The following is a 19,732-nucleotide window of genomic DNA, read 5'->3' as shown; positions in this document are numbered from 1 at the left end:
TGCATCCATGGGTTCTCCGCGGCAGGGACCCGATGATTGTCCCCTTCTCCCGTCGCGACGCGATGGGAGAAGGTGGCCGGCAGGCCGGATGAGGGTCTCTTTCAACGTAACGGACTCGCGGAGAGAGGCCCTCATCCGCCCTTCGGGCACCTTCTCCCATTGCTTTGCAACGGGAGAAGGGAAAAGACTTCACAGCCCGAACATCTTGCGCCAGTTGCCCATCGCCTGCATCCATGGGTTCTCCGCGGCAGGGCCCTTGCCCCAGATGTCCATGGGGGGTTTGGCGCCGAAGATCTTTTCGTAGGATTCCAGCGTTGCCTTCCAGGACTCCGCCATGGAGCCGAGGTTCTTCGCGTCGATGCCTTGCGCCATGGGGCGTTCGCCGATCATCTGGCCAAGCTGCTCCCAGTAGTTCTGGGCGTTCGCCAAGTGCATCATCCAGACGTCGTTGATGGGGCCGGGCGGGATCACCTGGTGGCCCGCGCGCATCGCGAGGAACAGGAACTTGCGGTATTCCTCAATGATGCGCTGGGCCATTTCGGCATTCTGGCCCATCTGTGTCTGCATCATCTGCATGAGGGGAGCAAAGGCCTGCAGGCCCTCGGCGTTCATCAGGTTGAGTTTCAACCAAAGCGGGTCGAGGCGGTAATCCATCATGATCCCGCTATACAGGTATTTGCAGGACAACGCGAAGCCCGCCTTTCGGACTATCCTCCAGCGCGATCTCGCCGCCGTGGGCGTGGGCGATGTCGCGGGCGATGGCAAGGCCGAGGCCGGTGCCGGTCTCGTCCAGGTTGCGGGCATTGTCGAGGCGCACGAAGGGGCGGAAGGCCTCCTCACGCTTGTCCGGCGGGATGCCGGGGCCATCGTCGTCGACGAGCAGGGTCAGCGTATGGTCGGCAACAGCCGCCGAAACGCTGACGTTGCGCGCATAGCGCGCGGCATTGCCGATCAGGTTGGCGAGCAGCCGCCCGAAGGCATTGGGTTTCACCCTGACCTTCTGCTCAGGCGGAATGTCGAGCACGATCGAGCCGCCCGCGCGCGCAAGGCCGCGCGCCGCGGCCTGGACCATGGCGGAGAGATCGGCCTCCTGGGCTGCCTCGCCCGCATCGCCTTTCACGAAGGCCATGTAGGCCTCCAGCATGCGCTGCATCTCCTCGACATCCTCCTTGAGCGGCTTGACCATGGGCCCGTCGCCCAGGAAAGCCAGCTCGAGCTTGAAGCGGGTGAGGATGGTGCGCAGATCATGGCTGACGCCCGCCAGCATGGCGGTGCGCTGCTCCACCTGCCGGGCGATGCGGTCACGCATGTCAAGGAAAGCGATGCCCGCCGCCTTCACCTCGCGCGCCCCGCGTGGCCGGAAGGCGCCTGCGTCGCGTCCCGTGCCGAAGCTCTGCGCGGCGCGGGCAAGGTCGGTGATGGGCTTGATCTGGTTGCGCAGAAAGATGAAGGCAATGCCGAGAAGCAGCAACGAGGAGCCGAGCATGAGGAACAGCAGGAAGCCTGTGCTGGTGGCGAGCGTGCGCTCATCGCGCGGGGTGAAGCGGAAGATGACGCCGTCTGCCACCTCGATCCGCACGTCGACAATGCCGGGCTGGCTGCGGCTGTCGATCCAGAAGGGCTTGCCGGTCTCGATGGTCAGCTCGCGGGTGAGGCGGGTGTTGGCACGCGAGAACAGGAAAGGCTCCGGCAGCGCCGCGGGAAGCGCACCCGGCTCGATCACGAGTTGCAGTGCCAGCGTACCGTTGGCAAGGCTCTCGATACGCTCGGCGGCGGCGCGGCTCCTGTCGGAATCCTCATAGAGCTGGATCAGCATGCTCACGTCGCGCGCGAAGGAGCGGGCAAGGAGCCGCGTCACGTTCTCGAAGTGGCGCTCGAAGATCAGCCCGGTCATTATCGTCTGGAGCAGCACCACGGGCGCCACCAGGATGATCAGCGCACGCGGGAAGAGCCCCTCGGGCATGCGGCGCTCGAGGAAGGTGTTGAAGCGGTCGGCGAGCCAGTTTTTGGCCATGGCTCAGAAGCCCTCAGCCGGCATGGAGCACATAGCCTGCCCCGCGCACGGTCTGGAGATGGACGGGATTCGAGGGGTCTTCCTCAATCTTCTGGCGCAGCCGGTTGATCTGCACGTCGACGCCGCGGGCTCCTTCTTCGGAGGCTTCCGGAGAAAGCTCGGCGCGCGTCACGGGTGCTCCGGCATTGGTGGCGAGCGTCCTCAGCATCTCCCGCTCGCGGCTGGTGAGGCGCACGCTTTCCGCACCCTTGCGGAGTTCGCCCCGCTGCAGATGGAACACATAGGGCCCGAAGGCGACCTCGGCCTTGCTGCGGTCTGGCTGTTCCTGGCGCCGGAGCAGGCCGCGGATCCGAAGCAGAAGCTCGCGCGGCTCGAAGGGCTTGGCGAGGTAGTCGTCGCTTCCCGTTTCGAGCCCGGCGATCCTGTCGGAGGCCTCGGCCAGCGCGGAGAGCATCAGCACCGGAACCGGGTTTCCTTCGGCACGCAGCGAGGTGGTGAGGGAGAGCCCCGTCTCGCCCGGCATCATGATGTCGAGCACCACGAGATCGAAGGCCATGTTGCGCATCTGCTCGCGGGCTTCCGCAGCACTCGCCGCCACCGAGATGCGGAAGCCGTTCTCGATCAGGAAAGACTGCAGCAGGCCGCGGATGCGCCGGTCATCGTCCACCACCAGGATGTGCGGCAGCTCATCCACGGCGCTCTGGCTCCTTGGCGCCGGGGTTCACCTTCTCGATCCAGTCGCGCACGGCGTCACGGTTGGCGGGCGAGACCATGTGATAGAGCACCTTGCGGTAAAGCCGGGCGGCGTTGCCTTCGGGCTGCGCCACGGCGCGGCGGATGCGGTTGATCTGCGGGCCCATCAGCTGCTGGCGGAGTTCCTGGCCGGTCTCAGTGAGGTAAAGCAGCCGCTGGCGGCGGTCGTTCTCGCCCTCCTTCTGGAAGACGTAGCCCTTGTCGATCAGCTCCTTCAGCACGCGGCTCAGGCTTTGCTTGGTGATGCGCAGGATGTCGAGCAGCTGCTGCACCGTCATGCCGGGGTCGCGGCCGACGAAATGCAACACACGGTGGTGCGCCCGGCCAAAACCGAACTGGCTCAGGATCTCGTCCGGGTCCGAGACGAAGTCGCGGTAGGCGAAGAACATCAGTTCGATGAGCGCAACCGTCTCCTGTTCGCTCAGGATTTCGCCATCCCGCCGGCGTCCGGGTTCCGGGCCTGTGTCGCCTGTGCCCTGGGCAGAAATTACGTCAGCCATATTGACATATTTACCCGGCCCCGATAGCTTCGTCCACCACTTATGTAGCCTATGCAGGCCGGACAGGAGCAGCAAGCCATGACAAGCATCCCTTTTGACCAGCGCGACGGCTGGATCTGGTTCAATGGCGAGATCGTGCCCTGGAAGGACGCCAAGGTGCATGTGCTGACCCATGGCCTGCATTACGGCTCCTCCGTGTTCGAGGGCGAGCGCGCCTATGGCGGGGTGATCTTCAAGTCGACCGAGCACTCCATCCGCTTCCGGAAATCGGCCGAGATCATGGATTTCGAGATCCCCTTCTCGGTCGAGGAACTGAACGCCGCCAAGGACAAGGTGGTCGAACTCAATGGCGGGGGCGACCAGTATGTGCGCCCCGTGGCCTGGCGCGGGTCCGAGATGATGGCGGTCTCCGCCCAGCACAACAAGATCCATGTGGCGGTCGCCACCTGGGCCTGGCCCTCGATGTTCGATCCCGAAACCAAGATGAAGGGCATCAAGCTCGACATCGCGGATTACCGCCGGCCCGACCCCGCCTGCGCGCCCGTTCATGCCAAGGCAGCCGGCCTCTACATGATCTGCACCATCTCCAAGCACAAGGCGGAGAAGAAGGGCTATGCCGACGCCATGATGCTGGACTGGCAGGGCCGCGTTGCCGAATGCACCGGCGCCAACATCTTCTTCACCCGTGACGGCGCCATCCACACGCCGATTGCCGATTGCTTCCTGAACGGCATCACCCGCCAGACGGTGATCGCGCTGGCCAAGGAGCAGGGTCTCGAGATCATCGAGCGGCGGATCATGCCGGAGGAGCTGTCGACCTTCAACGAATGCTTCATCGTTGGCTCTGCCGCCGAAGTGACGCCGGTGGCCGAGATCGGCCCCTACAGCTTCAAGCCCGGCAACATCAGCCGCACGATGATGGACGCCTACACCAATGCGGTGCGGCCGAAGTCCAGGGCCGCCTGACACCGGTGTCAACGTCCGGTTGACGGCAATCACCATCATTGCCTAGGATGTGATCTCCCATGGAGGAGATCATGTCCCGCATGCATACCAAGTCTCTTGTGCTCGCAGGCCTCGTTGCGGCAGCAGTACTGGCTGCGCCGCACAACGCTGAAGCAAAGAATTCGAATGCCGCGGCTGCCGCCATTGTGGGCGGCGTGGCCGGGCTTGCCGTTGGCGCAGCCATTGCTGATGCCAACAGGCACAAGCCGAGGCGTTACGGCTATGACGGATACGCCGCACCCTATGGGGCGAGTAGCTACGATCCCTATTTCCAGCGCGCCTTCAGACCCTCGCCGGGCATCGAGTGTTATCCGGCACAGCGGCTTTGCTACAACGACAATGGCAGCGTGGCCAACAAATGGACCCGCCGGGTCTTCGGATACTGACGGGGAGATCATGATGAACAGACCCATTGCGTCCCTCGCCGTCATCGGACTTGCCGCTGCGGCGGCTCTTGCAGCCAATCCTGCGCGCGCTGATGTCAACCATCGTCTCGACGAGGCCTGGAAGGCAGCCCTCAACGATCAGCACGGCGTGCTGACGGAGAAACAGCACGCCCTGATCAATGCTGTTGCCTATGGGGCAGCTGCTGCCCTGCTCTGCGATGGAATCGACATCGATCCGGACAAGGTCGCCAAGGCCACCACCAGCGTTCTTGCCGACGGCCCGAAAGGCCTTTCGGAGGAAGAGGAGTTTTCCCGCTTCACCGACATCATGCTGACGCTGGGCACGGCAAAGGGCATCCTGCTGTCGGAAGGCGCGCTCAACAAGGCCAGCTTCTGCGCCAATGCTGAGGCAGAAAAGGCCACCAGCCCCGCCGATACCTTCTGGAAATAAAGCGCCGGCGGACGCCGGGCGCGGCCCTTTTCATGCCGGTGAGAGGATGCTATCAGGGGTAGAAAAAATAGGAGGTTTTGTCATGCGTCTGACTGCCCCAACCGGCCTTGCCATGGTGCTCATGGCCATCGCCCTGTTCGCCGTGCCCGCAGCCCGGGCCGATGACACGCGTGACCTTGCGGGCCAAGCCCTCTACCATATGCTGGGTGCAATGCTCGTCGAGGGTGCGACCAACGATGACGACGACCTGCCGTACTACCTCAAACCGGATGGAGGCGCGTTTGCTGAGGACGGTGATCTTGACATCCCCACGTCAATCCCCGCCGAAAAATACTCAGCCTGGGATGCCCTTTCCAATCAGGGCTTCAGCCCTGAAGAGGGCGTGACCTGCTTCCCGAAGCAGGAGCTGTGCTTCCAGACGACCGGCCAGCTCGACATGAAATGGACGGACCGCATCTACACCAACTGAGCCGGGCAGACCCTGACGCCTGACATGCGGCGATTGCCCCGGAGTGCTCCGGCGGTCTAACCTTCCGCATCATGACGGCGATTTGCGATTACCTGATCATCGGCGGCGGCTCTGCGGGAGCGGTCGTGGCGCGGCGGCTGGCGGAAAAGGTGCAGGGGCGCATCATCCTGCTCGAGGCGGGAAAGGCGGATGAGGGCGACCCCGCCGCAACCGACCTCACGCGCCTCGACGAGCAGACGGCGGACTATGACTGGGGCTTCAGGGCCTCGCCCCTTGCGGGTGCGCCGCCGCTTCTCAAATATGCCCGCGCCAGGCTTTTGGGCGGCTGCGCCAACCACAATGACTGCGCCTTCATCCGCCCTCCCGGCTCGGACTTCGCCGAGTGGGAGGCCCTCGGGGCCACCGGCTGGGGCCCAGAGGCGATGGCGCAATACTGGGAGCGCATCACCCGCACCATCACCATCGAAACCGCGCCCTGCCACCCGGCCAGCCGCTGCTTCATCGATGCAGGGATCGAGCTCGGCCTGCCAGAGGTGGACTTCGCCCGGGAGCTGCGCGAGGGCGTAGGGCTGTTCCCGCTCAATGCGCGCGGGCGCATGCGGCAATCCTCCTCGGTGGCCTATCTCCACCCGCTGGCCAGTCTGCCGAAGCACCTCGAGGTGTGGACGCAGTGCATGGCAACACGGCTTCTGCTGGAGAACGGCCGCGCCATCGGGGCCGAGACCACGCGCGGCGTGATCCATGCGAGGAAGGCCGTGGTGCTGACCTGCGGTACGATCCAGACGCCACAGCTGATGATGGTTTCGGGGCTCGGGCCTGCCGGGCAGCTGAAGGCCCATGGCATTCCCGTTCTCGCCGACATGCCGGAGCTTGGCCGCCATTTGCGCGACCATGTGGCGGCACCCGTGGTGTGGGAGACGCATGAACCCGTCAGCGGCTGGGAGATCTGCCCCTTCGAGGCCACCATGATGCTGCGCCTCGACGCAGAGGCCCCTGCCCCCGACATTCTGTTCCACTTCGGCCTGAGGGTGCGCGAGAAATATGCCGACAGAGACCGGCTGGCGACCGGCGGCCCGGCTGTCAAGGCCTCACCCAACGTGACGCGGGCCCGGAGCGAGGGCGAGATCCGCATCTCCGGCCCCACCATGGCGGACAGGCCGGAGATCAACCTCAACTATTTCGCCGATCCAGCCGACCTCGAGCTGCTGCTGCGCGCGCTGCGCTTTACCCGCAAGCTGGGCCAGACGTCCGCCATGCGGCAGCTCTGCCGGGCGGAGATCCACCCCGGCCCCGCAGTGGAGAGCGACGCCGAATGGCGCGACTACATCCTCTCCGTCTGCGAGACGGTCTACCACCCCTGCGGCACGGCGGGCATCGGCCGGGTGGTGACGCCCAACCTTAAGGTCATGGGGGTGGACGGCCTGTTCATCGCCGATGCGTCCGTCTTCCCAGCGCTGATCACCGTCAACATCAACGCGGCGGTGATGATGACGGCGGAAAGGGCGGCCGACTGCATCCTCGCCGGCTGAGGACTGTTGACAGGGGCACAACTGGTTCTTGCATCCGGTTAAGCGCAGCGGCAAATTCGGGCGCATAACTCGCCAAGAAGAGGTGCCGCCGTGAAATATTCCGTCCTTGCCTTCCTGGGCCTGTCCCTTCTGTTGCCCGCCGCGGCCCTTGCCGCGGACGCTCCGGCGGAGGCCGCGGGCGGCACGGCCGATGCGATCTATTTCGGCGGCGACATCCTCACCATGGCGGGCAAGACGCCGTCCTATGTCGAGGCGCTGGTGGTGGAGGATGGCAGGATCGCCTTCACCGGCAGCCTGGACGCGGCGATGACGCGCAAGTCGGCGGATACGAGGCTCATTGATCTCAACGGCCGCACCCTGCTTCCCGGCTTCATCGATACGCACGGCCATATGGTCTATTTCGGCAAGAACATGATCGATGCCGATCTGTTCGGCACGCCCGATATCGCAGGCCTCATCAGCCGCATGAAGGCACACGTGGACAAGACACCGGATGGTGCATGGATCGTGGGCTTCGGCTACCTGGCCCGCAGCCTGAAGGAAGGCCGCCATCCGACGGTGGAGGAACTGGACCAGGTCTCAGCTGACCGGCCCGTCATGGTGGTCGATTCCTCGGGCCACCTTGGCGCCGGAAATTCGGCGCTGTTCAAGCTGCTCGGCCTGTCTGCCGCGACCCCGGACCCAGAGGGCGGCAACTTCATGCGCAAGGCCGGCAGCAGCGAACTGGCGGGCCCCATGGAGGAGACCGCACTGTTCGCGGTGCGCGCCAAGCGGCCGCCCTTCACCGGCGCACTCGCCGACCGCGCCGCGGCCGGTGCAGCGGAACTCTGGGCAAGCTATGGCCAGACGACGGCGATGGAATGCGGGCTGGGCCTCGGCGATGACGACATCGACATCGTGAAGAATGCCATCGACAAGAACCTGCTCAAGATCGATCTCTACATCTGCGCCAAGGACACCGTGGCGAACAAGGCGATCGAGGCAGGGCGCGCCGTCGCCAGCGAATATGCGTCAGCCCACACCGATGACGCGGCCGCGCGGCAGGACCTGATCGCGGCGGAGGGAACGGCGGCCCCCGGCGATACGGCACGAAAGCTTCTGCAGCTGAGGCCCGACCTCGACAAGCGCTACATCAACCGCGTGCGGCTGGGCGGCGTCAAGTTCTGGCTGGATGGCAGCACCGACACGGCGTGGTTCACCCAGCCCTATTCCAACAATCCGCCGGGCAAGACGGGAAGCTTCAGCGGCTTCCAGCAGATACCGGACGCGGTGCTGGACGAGGCCTTCGACCAGTTCTGGACGAGCGGCATCCAGATCAACATGCACATGAACGGCGATGCCGCCGTGGAACAGACCCTGCGCGCCATTGAGAAGGCCGTTGCCAAACACGGCATGCGCGACCACCGGCCGGTGTTCGTGCACGGCACCTACATGCGGCCCGATCAGATCGAGCGTGCCCAGACCTACGGCGCCATCCCAAGCTACCTGACCTCCTCGATCGTCAGCGGTGGCGCAGGCGCCATGTTCCTGTGGGGTGGTGAGCGCGGCAATAGGGTGATGGCCGCAAACACGCTCGAATCGAAGGGCATGACCTTCACCTTCTCGCATGATGCGCCGGTGTCGCCGAAGCCTTGGATCCTGCCGCTGGTCGATGCCGGTGTGAACCGGACCACAGCCCAGGGACAGGTGATCGGCGCGAAGGAACGCGTCTCGCCCTATGTGGCGCTCAAGGCGGTGACGGCTTATGCCGCATTCCAGATCAAGGAAGAGAACACCAAGGGCACGCTGGAGGAAGGCAAGCTCGCCGACATGGTGATCCTCGAGCAGAACCCGCTGAAGGTGGATCCGCAGACGATCAAGGACATCAAGGTGCTTGAGACGATCAAGGAAGGGACGACGGTGTTCGAGAGGGAGTAGTGCCGGAGCAAAGGCATTCCTCTCCCCCTCCGGGGGAGAGGGTAGGGTGAGGGGGTCTGTCCGCGCGCGACGCGGCCCAAGAAGAGGGCTGAAGCGGCAATAATCTTAACTTAGCTTCGGGACTCGCGGAGAGACCCCCTCACCCCAGCCCTCTCCCCCGGAGGGGGCGAGGGGGAAGTGCCCTACAGCACCACGCCCTTCTTGCCCAAATAATCCACGAAATCCTTCACCTTTCCAGGCGGCACTTCGCGGATTTCGCCGGCGACGAGGTCACCCAGGAAGAACGGGCCGTATTGGAGGCGCACGAGGCGGTTCACCACGCAGCCGAAGTGGTCGAAGAGCTTGCGGATCTCGCGGTTCTTGCCTTCGGTGAGAACACAGCGATACCAGCGGTTGGCGCTGTCGCCCTGGCCATATTCCTCGACGAATTCCGCGCCGCGGTAGCTGACGTCATCAATGGTGATGCCGCGCGCGATCGACTCGATGTCGCCGGGGCGCAGCGAACCGCGCACGCGCACGCGGTAGACGCGGGACAACCCTGTGTCAGGGCTCATCATCGCCTGCGCCAGCGGCCCATCGGACGACAGCATGAGCAGGCCTTCGCTGTTCGCATCAAGACGGCCCACATTCATCAGGCGCGGATGTGTGGCTGGCCAGAGCGGCGGGTTGAGTGCCGGGAGATCGAAGATCGTCCGGCGGTCCCGGTGGTCGCGGTGGGTGACCAGCACGTCGACCGGCTTGTGCAGCATGAAGAGGCGCGGCAGGGGCTTCGTCTCCGGCGCCACGGGCCTGCCGTCCACCGTCACGGCGTCACCCTCTTCCACCGGCGTGGTGGCAAGCGCCTTCATGCCGTTCACATTGACGCGGCCCTCCGCCACCATGCGCTCGGCCTCGCGCCTGGAGCCGACGCCCGCCTTCTGGAGATAGACGTTGAGGCGCATCAGCCGCCCGTCACGGGCGGGAAGAAGGCGACCTCGCGCGCATTGTTCAAGGGCGCGTCGAGGCTCACGTGCGACTGGTCCACCGCGGCGCGCAGCGTGCGCCGGTCGGCGAGCGCTGCCGCAACGCCTTCGTCCTTCGCGCTCAAAAAGTCGATGAGGTCAGCCACCGTCACGACCGAGGCCGGAAGTTTGACATCTTCCATGCTGCGGCCGGCGATCTGGCGGATGCGTGCGAAATAAAGGATTTTCATTCAATCCACGACGTGACGGATGCCGGCCCGGAAATAATCATAGCCGGTATAAAGCGTGAGGCCCGCCGCGATCCACAGCATGGCGATGCCCATCTCGGTTGTATAGGGCACGACCGTATCGCCCGCGGGCCCCGCAATGAGGAAGCCGATGGCGACGAGTTGCACGGTGGTTTTCCACTTGGCGATCTTGGTGACGGGAACCGAGACCTGCAGCTCACCCAGATATTCGCGAAGGCCTGAGACCAGAACCTCACGCGAGAGAATGATGATCGCCGCCCAGATATGGCCGCCATGCAGGATGCTGTCGGCGCACAGGACGAGCAGCACGACAGCGACGAGCACCTTGTCGGCGATGGGGTCCAGCATGCGGCCGAGCGATGTATGCTGCTGCCACTTGCGCGCCAGGTAGCCGTCAAGGAAATCGGTGATGGCCGCGATGATATAAATGGCGAGTGCGGTCCAGCGGGCATTGTCGCCGCCCCACAGGAGCAGGGCCGCCACGATCGGCACGGCCACGATGCGGCCATAGGTCAGGATGTTCGGAAGGTTCCACACCTTCGAATACCGCACGGTCTTTTCTGTCTCCGTCCCATCCATGGCGCTGCTCATTCTGCACTGTCATGGAAGTGGTCGTAAATAGCCTGCGCCAGAGCGCTGCTGACCCCCTCCACGCCGGCCAGGTCGGTGACGCTGGCACGAGCCACTGCTTTGGCCGAACCGAAGGCTTGCAGCAAGGCCTTCTTTCGCATGGGGCCGATGCCGGGAACCTCGTCCAGCGGGTTGACGCCGATGGCCTTCGAGCGCCTCGCCCGGTGCGACCCGATTGCAAACCGATGCGCCTCGTCCCGCAGGCGCTGGATGTAGTAGAGGACGGGGTCCCTCGCCTCCAGCATGAAGGAGGCACGGCCCGGCACGTAGAAGTGTTCCCGCCCCGCGTCGCGGTCGGGCCCCTTGGCGACACCCGCCACGGGCAGGTCGGACAGGCCCAGCTCGTCCAGCACGGCCTTGGCGGCTGACAGCTGGCCCTGGCCGCCGTCGATCAGCACAAGATCGGGCCAGGACTGGACGTCCTTGGCCTGCTCATCGCCCCGCTCCTCCCCCTGCTCCTTGATGAGGCGGCTGAAGCGGCGGGTGAGCACCTCGCGCATCATGGCAAAATCGTCCGAACCGATCTCTTCTGAGCGGATGTTGAACTTGCGGTATTGCGACTTGATGAGGCCGTCCGGCCCCGCCACGATCATGCCGCCCACCGGGTTCGTGCCCTGAATATGCGAATTGTCGTAGACCTCGATCCGGCGTGGCGTTTCGGCCAGGCCAAAGGCGCGCTGCACGCCGTCGAGCAGTTTCGCCTGGGAGGAGGATTCGGCCATGCGGCGCCCCAGCGCCTCGCGCGCATTGGTGACGGCATGATCGACCAGCGTCTTCTTCTCGCCGCGCTGCGGCACGGCCACCTCCACCTTGTGGCCGGCATGGGTGGAAAGCGCTTCCTCCAGCAATTGGTGCTCCTCGATCTCATGCGAGAGCAGCACGAGGTCCGGGACCGGCTTGTCGTCATAGAACTGGGCGAGGAAGGAGGAGAGGATTTCCGCGGCCTCATGGCTCCTGTCCACCTTGGGGTAATAGGCGCGGTTGCCCCAGTTCTGGAAGGAGCGGAAGAAGAACACCTGGATGCAGGTCTGGCCACCTTCCTGGGCCAGGCCGAAGACATCCGCCTCCTCGACCGATTGCGGATTGATTCCTTGAGTCTGCGTGACAAAGCTCATGGCCTGGATGCGGTCCCGGCAGAGGGCAGCGCGCTCGAAATCGAGGGCCCCGGCAGCCTCCTCCATCTGGCGGGCGAGATCGGCCTTCACCGCCTGGCTCTTGCCGCCGAGAAAGGCCTCCGCCTCCTTGACCAGCGCGTCATAGGGTTCTTGCGCAATATAGTTCACGCATGGGGCGGAACAGCGCTTGATCTGGTAGAGCAGGCAGGGCCGGGTCCGGTTGGCATAGGTGCTGTCCGTACAGGTCCTGATCAGAAAGGCCTTCTGCAGCGTGTTGATCGCGCGGTTCACCGCCCCCGCCGAGGCGAAGGGGCCGTAATAGCTGCCCTTACGGTTGCGCGCGCCACGGTGCTTCACCAGCTGCGCCACGTGATGGTCCCTGGCAATCAGGATATAGGGGAAGGACTTGTCGTCGCGCAGCACGACGTTGAAGCGGGGCTTCAGCCGCTTGATGAGGTTAGCCTCCAGCAGCAGCGCCTCCGCCTCGGTCGTGGTCGTCACGAATTCCATGTTCGCGGTGAGCTGGATCATGGCGGCGATGCGGTTGGTGTGGCCCCAGGGCCGGGTGTAGTTGGAAACCCGGTTCTTCAGGTTGCGGGCCTTGCCCACATAGATGACATCGCCCTTCGCATCATACATGCGGTAGACGCCGGGCCGGGCGGGAAGCCGGGTGACGAAATCGCGGATGAGGTCAGCCCCCGCAAGGGACGCGGTTCCTGTTTCCTCCGGGCTGTGGGAAGGTTCATCACTCATTGCCGGGTCTTTTACCTCCAATCCCTTCAATTGGGGAGGATGCCCGCGTCCTGAAACGGCTGCGGTTCACGCCCTATCTCTGGCGCTCGATCTCCACGCCCACACTGCGCGCATTGGGGATGATGTCGGGCTTTTCCACCCGCACCCGGGCGGCGGCAACGCGCTTGTCACGCAGGCAGGCGGCGGCGATCTTCTCGCACAGGGTTTCGACCAAATTGGTGTGGCCCTCGGCGATGATGGCCTCAACCTTCTTGACGACGATTTCGTAGGACACGACATGGCTGATGTCGTCGTCCGTGGGGCCATCGCCCTCCTGCACCGAGAGGTCGATGTTGACGATGATTCGCTGCGCGTCACGCTTCTCATGGTCATAAATGCCAATCAGCGCCATCAGTTCGAGATCGCGGACGAAAACGTGGCGCAACCCCGAGGCGGCGCTTGCCACGTGATGGCTGATGATCGGCTTCTTCATTCATTCACCTCGACCACGTCCGGCGTCTGCCAGACCAGATGCTGACCGCCATCGAGCGCGATCATCTGCCCCGTCAATGACGGTTGCGACAATATGAATTTGACGGCACCCGATATCTCCGCGGGCGACGTGCCGCGGCCCAGAAGCGTCAGCTTTGCCTGTTTGTCGAACTCCGCCTGGTCCATGCGGGCCGAGGGCAGCGCCGGGCCCGGGCCGATGGCGTTGACCCGGATATTGGGGGCCAGCGCCTGCGCCAGCGTGCGGGTGGCCGTCCACAGGCCGGATTTCGACGTCGTGTAGGAGAAGAACTTGGGGTTCAGCTTCCACACGCGCTGGTCGATGATGGAGATGATGTTGCCTTCCTGGCCCTCCGGCAACTGCCGCGCGAAGGCCTGGGAGAGGAAGACGGGGGCGCGCAGGTTGGTGTCGAGGTGCTCGGCCCAGCTCGCCTTGGTGATGGTGCCGACCTCGTCCGGCTCGAACAGCGAGGCGTTGTTGATGAGGCAGGTCAGGCCGCCCAGCCCTGCCGAGGCCTCGGCGATCAGCCTGTCCGGCACATCGTCATGCGAAAGGTCGCCGCGCACGATGACGGCGCGCTGGCCGATGCCGCGGATGAAGCTCGCAACTTCCTCCGCCTCCTCGATCGAGGCGTTGCAGTGGACGGCCACGTCCCAGCCGTCCTTGGCGAGGTCGAGCGCCAGCCTGCGCCCGATGCGCCTGGCCGAGCCGGTGACGAGAACGGATTTCTTCTGGCTCATGCTGGCGGCATCAGGATCACGTAGTGCTTGCGCACCTTTTTCACCGTTTCCCAGGTGCCCTTGAAGCCGGCGGGGATGATGAAGGCATCACCCTTCTTCAGCGTCCAGGACGTGCCCTCCTCATTGGTGAGCACCGCCTTGCCGGCGATGAAATGGCAGAATTCCCATTCCTTGTAGTCGACCGTCACCTTGCCCGGCGTCGATTCCCAGATGCCGCAGTAGAGCCGGTCATCCTCGCCGGTGAAGTGGTTCCAGGTCGTGGTGCGGTAACTGCCCTTGACGAGCTTCGCCTTGTCAGGCTTACCCTTGTCGGGCTTGGGCGCATGCTTGCCTTTGGTCTTCATCACCAGAATGTCGGCCATTGCGGGTCTCCCTATGTGAGCCGTTTGAGAAGGTCTTGCTTGTCCGGCGTGAAGCCCGAGGCCACCCACCAGTCTTCCAGCCTGCGGAGCGTTACGCCGATCTCCGGGCCGGGGTTCATGCCGGCCGCCAGAAGATCATTGCCGGAAACCGGCATGACGGGAATCTGCCAATGATCCGGCAGCTCCAGCAGGCTTTGCCAGGCCGCATCATCCAGCGCGGCAGTGGAGCGCGCCCGGGCGATGAGCACGAGGTCATGCCAGGCTTCCGGCCCGATCTGGTAGAGAATGATCTTCTGTTCCAGCGCGCGCAAGCCCGGTGACGGCGGCGTGAGGCCGCCGATGGCGGCAAGCCGCTTGCCCTCATGGTTGGAAAGCCGCCAGCGCTCCTTCATGGCGGCGGGCTCGCGCGCCAGCACCGCAAGGCGCAGCAGGGGATCGGGCGGCAGGCGCTCCAGCACCCGCCACTCCTCCGTATGTGGAAGAAGCTGCGCCAGGATGCCCCGCTCCGCCATCAGCCTCAATGTTGGAACCGCACCGCCCGCCGCCATCAGCTTGAACATTTCCTGGCGGATGCGCTCGGCCGAGAGCCCGTCGAGACCCTGTTTCAGGCGCACGCAGGCGGCAAGCCCGGCCTCGTCCGGCAGCCCCTCACCATAGCGCGCATGGAAGCGGAAGAAGCGCAGGATGCGCAGATAGTCCTCGGCGATCCGCTGCTCAGGGCTGCCGACAAAAATGACGCTCCGGCTCAGTACATGGCGGTAGCCGCCGGTGAAATCGTAGATCCTGCCGCGCGCGTCGCAATAGAGCGCGTTCATGGTGAAGTCGCGGCGCATGGCGTCGGCTTCCCAGTCATCGGTGAACGCGACCTTGGCACGGCGGCCGTCGGTTTCGACGTCGTGACGAAGCGTCGTCACCTCATAGGGGTGATGATTGGCGACAACGGTCACGGTGCCGTGCTCGATGCCGGTGGGATGCACGCTCATGCCCTTTGCGGTGCAAACTTGAGTGACTTGTTCGGGCGAGAGGGTTGCCGCAAGGTCGACCTCGGTCACCGCCTCGCCCAGCAGCGCGTTGCGCACGGCGCCGCCTGCCACGCGCGCCTCGCCGCCCGCGGCGGCAATCGCCGACATCACGCGTTGCAAGGGTGGCTCCTTCAGCCACGCTGCGTCTGCAAGGGAGGGAAGGTCTGTCATGGCCTCTCATACAGCAGGGCGTAGAGGTTGCGGATCATGCCTGCCGTCGCCCCCCAGATGTAGCGCCCTTGCCAGGGCATCGCATAGTAGTGGCGCTCCCGTCCCTGCCATTCGCGGGAATGGCGCTCATGGTGCTGCGGGTTCATCAGGAAGGCGAGCGGAACCTCGAAGACATCGGCCACCTCCTCCTGCTGCGGCGTGACCGTGAAGCCGGGCCTCAGCAGGCCCACCACCGGCATGACGCGGTAATTGGTGCTGGTGAGGTAGGTGTCGAGAAATCCAATAGGCTCCACGAAGGAGGGAAGGATGCCCGTTTCCTCTTCCGTCTCGCGCAGGGCGGCAGCGAGGGGGCCGGTGTCGGTCTCGTCCATTCGCCCGCCGGGAAAGGCCACCTGGCCCGCATGCCGCCTGAGATGCGGCTGGCGCTGCGTCAGCAGCATGTGGAGCGCGCCCTGCCGCATGACCAGCGGCACCAGCACCGCGGCCGGCCGCGGCGCCTCGTCCGCGGGGATCATGCGCGCCTCCGGGTTCAGGTCGTCATCGCTGCGGCTCGCGATCTCGGGCGGCGAGCCGTAGAGCCGGTGTGGCGCCAGGGTACGGAATTCATCCTCGTCGAAGCGGTGGCTCAAGAGGCAAGCCCGATCTCGGAGGCCTTCTGCATCGGGTAAAAGCAGCCCGATGACCACACGCCGAACCAGCCATCCTCCACCGTGCCCGCTGCGGCAAGGTCATAGAACAGGGCCCGGCTGACCAGCGCCTCGAGCCCGGCCCTGACCATGACATAGGGCTTGAGGCCGCCCGTCCCCTCCTCCTGGGCAAAGCGCAACGGGTGGGATTCCCCGGCCGTCACCTCCTCGTCCACATTGGTCTCGAAACAGATCGCCTGGCCGCGCCCCTCGCCCGAAACCTGCATGCGGATGGCGGTGAAGGGGGCATCCTCAACCCGGATGCCGACTTTTTCCACAGGGGTGACGAGGTAGTATTTCCCGTCCCCGTCCAGCCGCAGCACGGAGGAAAACAGCTGCACCAGCGGCTTCCGCCCGATTGGCGAATTCATGTAGAACCAGGTGCCGTCGCGGGCGATGCGCATGTCGATGTCGCCGCAAAACGGCGGATTCCACTGGTGCACGGGCGGCGGCCCCTTCGCGGTCCGCGCCTCGCCCAAGCCCCGGAGGGGATTGCCTGCGTCTGTCTGATCTGCGCCCATCTTGTGGCCGTAACTCTCAGGGTAGGGTTCTACCCGCCTCTTTTAGGCCATTCTCGTTCACGAGGATGTCATTAAGAACAACACCAGTGCGCCCGCAATATGGCCGGGTTGCGGAAACTATAGTGAGCCTCATGCCCAGCATCAACGAAGCAGACCGCCAGATCATCGCCGACATGGAGGGGGCGGCAGAGCGCCTCGGACAGGCGCGGGCCGCCATCGGCCGAATCATCTTCGGCCAGGATGAGGTTGTGGAACAGGTGCTGATCGCCATACTGGGCGGTGGCCACGCCCTGCTCGTGGGTGCGCCGGGCCTCGCCAAGACCAAGCTCGCCACCACGCTGGGCCGCGTCCTGGGCCTTGACGAGAAGCGCGTGCAGTTCACGCCAGACCTGATGCCCGCCGACATTCTGGGCTCGGAAGTGCTGGATGAGAGCGAGGGCGGCAGGCGCCAGTTCCGCTTCGTGCCCGGCCCCGTGTTCTGCCAGCTGATGATGGCGGATGAGATCAACCGCGCCTCGCCGCGCACCCAGTCCGCGCTGCTGCAGGCGATGCAGGAACATCACGTGACCGTGGCCGGCGTCCGCCATGACCTGCCGCGCCCCTTCCACGTGCTGGCAACGCAAAACCCGATCGAGCAGGAGGGAACCTACCCCCTGCCGGAAGCCCAGCTCGACCGCTTCCTCGTCCAGATCGACGTGCCCTACCCCTCGCTCGATGCCGAGCGCCGCATGCTGTTCGCCACCACGGGTGCGGCGGAGGAGCAGCCGGAGAAGATCCTCTCCACCACCGAGTTGATAAATGCCCAGCGCCTCACCCGCCTCATCCCCGTGGGCGAGCAGGTGGCGGAAGCCATCCTCCGCGTGGTGCGTGCGGCACGGCCGGGGCCTGATGCCGATGATTTCGTCAACAAGAACGTCGCCTGGGGCCCCTCGCCCCGCGCCTCGCAGTCGCTGATGCTGGGTGCGCGCGCAAGGGCGTTCCTGCAAGGGCGGCTGTCGCCTTCCCTCGACGACGTGATGGCGCTGATGGGACCGGTGTTCCGCCACCGCATGGCGCTGAACTTCACCGCCCGCGCCGACGGCCACACCATCGACGGCACCATCGAGCGCCTCGCGCGGATGATCGCCTGACCGGATGACACAGGCCCAGGCCCTTGCCCTCTCAGACCGCGCCGCAGCGGTCTCCCGCGTGCTGCCGCCGCTGCTGGTGGAGGCCGAACGCATCGCCGCGACCGTGATCCTGGGCGAACACGGCCGCAAGCGCGCAGGCCCGGGCGAAAGCTTCTGGCAGTACCGCCCTTACAGTTTCGGCGATTCCACCCAGCGCATCGACTGGCACAAGTCGGCCCGCTCCGACCGCGTCTTCATCCGCGAGAATGAATGGGAAGCGGCCAACACGCTGTGGGTCTGGGCTTCGCCGTCGGTCTCCATGGATTTCTGCTCGCATCTCGCAAAGGTAACGAAGCGCGAGCGCGCCCAGCTCATCGCGCTTGCCGCCGCAGCACTCGCGGTGAGGGCGCAGGAGCGTGTCAGCGCGCTGGGCTCGCCCCATGCGCCGGACCATGCCCGCAGCCAGCTTGTCAGGATCGCGGATTGGTTCGTGAAGCGTGAGGGAACGGCACTTCCCTCCTTCACGCGCATGCCGCGCTTTTCGAGTGCGGTGCTGGCCGGGGATTTCTTCGACAGCCTGGACGGCATCACCCGGGCGCTGAGCCCCATCGCGCAGGCCGGCGTCAAGGGCCATCTCGTGCAGGTCGTCGATCCGGCGGAGGAAACGCTTCCCTATGCGGGCCGCGTCGAGTTCCAGGAGATGGCGGGCCCGCTCAAGTTCCTCTCCTCCAAGGCTGAGACGCTGCGCGGGGTCTATGCGGAAAAGCTCGCAAGCCATCGCGCGGGGCTTCGCGACCTCTGCAACAGGATCGGCTGGAGCTTTTCCATCCACCGCACCGACGAGCCACCCACGCCGATGCTGCTGAAGCTCCATGCGCTGATCTCGGGCGAGGCCGCGCGATGAATATGCTGTCCGCGTTGAGCTTCACCACGCCGCTGGCGCTTGCTGCACTGCTGCTGCTGCCCGTCATCTGGTGGCTGCTGCGCTTCACCCCGCCCCGGCCCGAGACGGTGCGCTTTCCGCCGATCCGCCTGCTGCTCGACCTCGCCAACCGGGAGGAGCAGCCGGACAAGACGCCGTGGTGGCTGCTGCTGCTGAGGCTGCTGGTCGCGGCCTTCCTCATCCTTGCCGTGTCGCACCCGCTCTATGCGCCGGGCCGCGTCGGCACGCTGTCCAGCCAGCCCCTGCTGCTCGTGGTCGATGACAGCTGGGCCGCCGCGAAGGACTGGGACAAGCGCCGCGAGATCATGGCGGAAATCCTTGATGGTGCGGCATCCGCGGGGGCGCCGGTAACGCTCGCCACCACGACGCCGCAACTCCGCCCGCAGCCGCTCGAGCCGCAGGCCGCGGGCGATGCCGCAACCCGCGCCGCAGCCCTTGAGCCCCGCGCCATGGACCCCGACCGCGCAGGAACGCTCGCGCGGCTTTCCGGGCGCTTCGCGAACCAGCCAGCGCCACGCGTCATCTGGCTCACCGACGGCATCGACGAGGGCAAGGCGCGCGCCTTCGCAGACGGCCTCGCAGCCCTCGGCATGGGAGGAGCAAGTGTCGAGGCGATCGTGCCGGAGGCCTCCGCCCTGCCGCTGGCGCTCGCTGCACCAGGCTTTGATGGCGGGCGCATCAAGCTCACCGTGCTCAGGGCTTCCGGCGGGCCGGAGCTTGCCGCGCGCGTCTCCGCGCGGGCCGCCAATGGCCGCAGCTTCGGCGAGGCCGAATTGACCTTCGCCAGCGGCGCTTCCAAGGCCGAGGGCGTGATCGAGCTTCCGGTGGAACTCAGGAACGGCATCGGCCGCCTCGCCATCGAGGGTGAGCGCAACGCCGCCGCCACCTTCCTGATGGATGACCGCTGGCGGCGCAAGACGCTGGGGCTGATGGCGGGTGTCTCCGCCGAGGCGGCC

Annotated in this window: 23 protein-coding genes; 9 read left to right on the top strand and 14 right to left on the bottom strand. The window is 65.4% G+C overall.

Annotation, left to right across the window (positions count from 1 at the left end; translation table 11 throughout):
* Positions 1 to 189: 189 nt before the first annotated feature.
* Genes ACILRA_RS07260 through ACILRA_RS07245 form a run of 4 tightly spaced genes read right to left on the bottom strand, consistent with a single transcriptional unit; the run spans position 190 to position 3,267 of the window.
* Positions 190 to 657, bottom strand: a complete 468-nt coding sequence (locus tag ACILRA_RS07260; protein WP_395661431.1) for a hypothetical protein — start codon at positions 655 to 657, stop codon at positions 190 to 192.
* Positions 658 to 664: 7 nt separating this feature from the next.
* Positions 665 to 2,014: an ATP-binding protein gene (locus ACILRA_RS07255; protein ID WP_395661430.1), complete on the bottom strand. Its 1,350-nt coding sequence runs from the start codon at positions 2,012 to 2,014 to the stop codon at positions 665 to 667.
* A gap of 13 nt (positions 2,015 to 2,027) precedes the next feature.
* The gene (locus ACILRA_RS07250) at positions 2,028 to 2,708 is read right to left on the bottom strand and encodes a response regulator (RefSeq protein ID WP_395661429.1); all 681 of its coding nucleotides are present in this window, start codon (positions 2,706 to 2,708) and stop codon (positions 2,028 to 2,030) included.
* Positions 2,701 to 3,267 (bottom strand): MarR family winged helix-turn-helix transcriptional regulator, encoded by a 567-nt coding sequence (locus tag ACILRA_RS07245; RefSeq protein WP_395661428.1) that lies wholly within the window; start codon positions 3,265 to 3,267, stop codon positions 2,701 to 2,703. Before ACILRA_RS07245 ends, ACILRA_RS07250 begins: the two co-directional genes overlap by 8 nt.
* Before the next feature lie 78 nt (positions 3,268 to 3,345).
* Here ACILRA_RS07245 and ACILRA_RS07240 point away from each other — a divergent pair, with 78 nt between their 5' ends.
* The 6 genes from ACILRA_RS07240 (at position 3,346) to ACILRA_RS07215 (ending at position 9,024) form a co-directional block, all read left to right on the top strand.
* Entirely contained in the window at positions 3,346 to 4,233 is an 888-nt protein-coding gene (locus ACILRA_RS07240) for a branched-chain amino acid aminotransferase (protein WP_395661427.1), read from the top strand.
* Positions 4,234 to 4,304: 71 nt separating this feature from the next.
* Positions 4,305 to 4,658, top strand: coding sequence for a hypothetical protein (locus tag ACILRA_RS07235; RefSeq protein ID WP_395661426.1), 354 nt, complete (start codon positions 4,305 to 4,307; stop codon positions 4,656 to 4,658).
* Positions 4,659 to 4,668: 10 nt separating this feature from the next.
* Positions 4,669 to 5,109: a hypothetical protein gene (locus ACILRA_RS07230; RefSeq protein ID WP_395661425.1), complete on the top strand. Its 441-nt coding sequence runs from the start codon at positions 4,669 to 4,671 to the stop codon at positions 5,107 to 5,109.
* Positions 5,110 to 5,191: 82 nt separating this feature from the next.
* Positions 5,192 to 5,578, top strand: a complete 387-nt coding sequence (locus tag ACILRA_RS07225) for a hypothetical protein (protein ID WP_395661424.1) — start codon at positions 5,192 to 5,194, stop codon at positions 5,576 to 5,578.
* 71 nt (positions 5,579 to 5,649) lie between these two features.
* The gene (locus ACILRA_RS07220) at positions 5,650 to 7,107 is read left to right on the top strand and encodes a GMC family oxidoreductase (protein ID WP_395661423.1); all 1,458 of its coding nucleotides are present in this window, start codon (positions 5,650 to 5,652) and stop codon (positions 7,105 to 7,107) included.
* Between the two features lie 90 nt (positions 7,108 to 7,197).
* A complete protein-coding gene (locus ACILRA_RS07215; RefSeq protein WP_395661422.1) occupies positions 7,198 to 9,024 on the top strand; it encodes an amidohydrolase in 1,827 nt (608 codons plus the stop codon).
* A gap of 182 nt (positions 9,025 to 9,206) precedes the next feature.
* Here ACILRA_RS07215 and ACILRA_RS07210 read toward each other — a convergent pair whose 3' ends face one another.
* The 10 genes from ACILRA_RS07210 to ACILRA_RS07165 all read right to left on the bottom strand — a co-directional run bounded on the left by ACILRA_RS07210 (position 9,207) and on the right by ACILRA_RS07165 (position 16,724).
* Complete coding sequence (locus ACILRA_RS07210) at positions 9,207 to 9,965, bottom strand: pseudouridine synthase (protein ID WP_395661421.1); 759 nt, start codon at positions 9,963 to 9,965, stop codon at positions 9,207 to 9,209.
* Positions 9,965 to 10,216: a molybdopterin converting factor subunit 1 gene (moaD, locus tag ACILRA_RS07205; protein ID WP_395661420.1), complete on the bottom strand. Its 252-nt coding sequence runs from the start codon at positions 10,214 to 10,216 to the stop codon at positions 9,965 to 9,967. The genes ACILRA_RS07210 and moaD overlap by 1 nt, the downstream gene beginning before the upstream one ends.
* A complete protein-coding gene (pgsA, locus tag ACILRA_RS07200; protein ID WP_395661419.1) occupies positions 10,217 to 10,825 on the bottom strand; it encodes a CDP-diacylglycerol--glycerol-3-phosphate 3-phosphatidyltransferase in 609 nt (202 codons plus the stop codon). It abuts the gene before it with no gap.
* Complete coding sequence (gene uvrC, locus ACILRA_RS07195) at positions 10,822 to 12,732, bottom strand: excinuclease ABC subunit UvrC (RefSeq protein WP_395661418.1); 1,911 nt, start codon at positions 12,730 to 12,732, stop codon at positions 10,822 to 10,824. The genes pgsA and uvrC overlap by 4 nt, the downstream gene beginning before the upstream one ends.
* A 73-nt stretch (positions 12,733 to 12,805) precedes the next feature.
* A complete protein-coding gene (gene folB, locus ACILRA_RS07190; protein WP_395661417.1) occupies positions 12,806 to 13,204 on the bottom strand; it encodes a dihydroneopterin aldolase in 399 nt (132 codons plus the stop codon).
* Complete coding sequence (locus ACILRA_RS07185) at positions 13,201 to 13,962, bottom strand: SDR family oxidoreductase (protein ID WP_395661416.1); 762 nt, start codon at positions 13,960 to 13,962, stop codon at positions 13,201 to 13,203. Before ACILRA_RS07185 ends, folB begins: the two co-directional genes overlap by 4 nt.
* Positions 13,959 to 14,324 (bottom strand): cupin domain-containing protein, encoded by a 366-nt coding sequence (locus ACILRA_RS07180; RefSeq protein WP_395661415.1) that lies wholly within the window; start codon positions 14,322 to 14,324, stop codon positions 13,959 to 13,961. The genes ACILRA_RS07185 and ACILRA_RS07180 overlap by 4 nt, the downstream gene beginning before the upstream one ends.
* Positions 14,325 to 14,335: 11 nt before the next feature.
* On the bottom strand, positions 14,336 to 15,517 hold the full coding sequence (locus tag ACILRA_RS07175; protein WP_395661414.1) for a CCA tRNA nucleotidyltransferase: 1,182 nt from the start codon (positions 15,515 to 15,517) through the stop codon (positions 14,336 to 14,338).
* Positions 15,514 to 16,146, bottom strand: a complete 633-nt coding sequence (locus ACILRA_RS07170; RefSeq protein ID WP_395661413.1) for a CoA pyrophosphatase — start codon at positions 16,144 to 16,146, stop codon at positions 15,514 to 15,516. Before ACILRA_RS07170 ends, ACILRA_RS07175 begins: the two co-directional genes overlap by 4 nt.
* Entirely contained in the window at positions 16,143 to 16,724 is a 582-nt protein-coding gene (locus tag ACILRA_RS07165; RefSeq protein WP_395661412.1) for a DUF1285 domain-containing protein, read from the bottom strand. Before ACILRA_RS07165 ends, ACILRA_RS07170 begins: the two co-directional genes overlap by 4 nt.
* A gap of 173 nt (positions 16,725 to 16,897) precedes the next feature.
* Here ACILRA_RS07165 and ACILRA_RS07160 point away from each other — a divergent pair, with 173 nt between their 5' ends.
* The 3 genes from ACILRA_RS07160 to ACILRA_RS07150 form a co-directional block, all read left to right on the top strand.
* Positions 16,898 to 17,854: an AAA family ATPase gene (locus ACILRA_RS07160; RefSeq protein ID WP_395661432.1), complete on the top strand. Its 957-nt coding sequence runs from the start codon at positions 16,898 to 16,900 to the stop codon at positions 17,852 to 17,854.
* A 4-nt stretch (positions 17,855 to 17,858) separates the two neighbouring features.
* Positions 17,859 to 18,737 (top strand): DUF58 domain-containing protein, encoded by an 879-nt coding sequence (locus ACILRA_RS07155; protein WP_395661411.1) that lies wholly within the window; start codon positions 17,859 to 17,861, stop codon positions 18,735 to 18,737.
* A partial coding sequence (locus ACILRA_RS07150) for a BatA domain-containing protein (RefSeq protein ID WP_395661410.1) occupies positions 18,734 to 19,732 on the top strand: 999 nt, incomplete at its 3' end. The genes ACILRA_RS07155 and ACILRA_RS07150, both read left to right, overlap by 4 nt.

This window comes from Aestuariivirga sp., assembly GCF_044239095.1.
Classification (GTDB): domain Bacteria; phylum Pseudomonadota; class Alphaproteobacteria; order Rhizobiales; family Aestuariivirgaceae; genus Aestuariivirga.
Note: the sequence above shows the minus strand (reverse complement) of the source record. Positions and strands in the feature narration are given on the sequence as shown.